Annotated in this window: 1 protein-coding gene; it reads left to right on the top strand. The window is 69.5% G+C overall.

Annotated features, from left to right (window positions below):
- Position 1: 1 nt before the first annotated feature.
- Positions 2-1,034, top strand: a 1,033-nt coding sequence (gene ispG / locus AB0I73_RS41485) for a flavodoxin-dependent (E)-4-hydroxy-3-methylbut-2-enyl-diphosphate synthase (RefSeq protein ID WP_363045547.1), incomplete at its 3' end; no start/stop codon positions are given.

Genomic DNA, 1,034 nt, shown 5'->3' with positions numbered 1-1,034 from the left:
GATCCAGGTGGGGTCGGTGGCGGTGGGCGGGGACGCGCCGGTGTCGGTGCAGTCGATGACCACCACGCGCACCTCCGACATCGGCGCGACGCTGCAGCAGATCGCCGAGCTGACCGCGTCGGGCTGCCAGATCGTGCGGGTGGCCTGCCCCACCCAGGACGACGCGGACGCGCTGGCCGTCATCGCCCGCAAGTCGCAGATCCCGGTGATCGCGGACATCCACTTCCAGCCCAAGTACGTGTTCGCGGCCATCGAGGCCGGCTGCGCGGCGGTGCGGGTCAACCCGGGCAACATCAAGCAGTTCGACGACAAGGTCAAGGAGATCGCGCGGGCGGCGAACGAGCACGGCACGCCGATCCGGATCGGGGTCAACGCCGGGTCGCTGGACCGGCGGCTGCTGGAGAAGTACGGGCGGGCCACCCCGGAGGCGCTGGTGGAGTCGGCGCTGTGGGAGGCGTCGCTGTTCGAGGAGCACGGTTTTCGGGACATCAAGATCTCGGTGAAGCACAACGACCCGGTGGTGATGGTGGAGGCCTACCGGCAGCTGGCGGCGCGGTGCGACTATCCGCTGCACCTGGGGGTGACCGAGGCGGGTCCGGCGTTCCAGGGCACCATCAAGTCGGCGGTGGCCTTCGGGGCGCTGTTGTCCGAGGGCATCGGGGACACCATCCGGGTCTCGCTGTCGGCGCCGCCGGCCGAGGAGGTCAAGGTGGGGCTGCAGATCCTGGAGTCGCTGAATCTGCGGCGGCGGGGTCTGGAGATCGTCTCGTGTCCGTCGTGCGGGCGGGCGCAGGTGGATGTGTACAAGCTGGCGGACGAGGTGACCGCGGGGCTGGAGGGGATGGAGGTGCCGCTGCGGGTGGCGGTGATGGGCTGTGTGGTGAACGGTCCGGGGGAGGCGCGGGAGGCCGATCTCGGGGTGGCCTCGGGCAACGGCAAGGGGCAGATCTTCGTGAAGGGCGAGGTCATCAAGACCGTTCCGGAGTCGAAGATCGTGGAGACGCTGATCGAGGAGGCCATGAAGATCGCCGAGC

The organism is Streptomyces sp. NPDC050388 (assembly GCF_040655635.1).
Lineage (GTDB): Bacteria > Actinomycetota > Actinomycetes > Streptomycetales > Streptomycetaceae > Streptomyces.
Note: the sequence above shows the minus strand (reverse complement) of the source record. Positions and strands in the feature narration are given on the sequence as shown.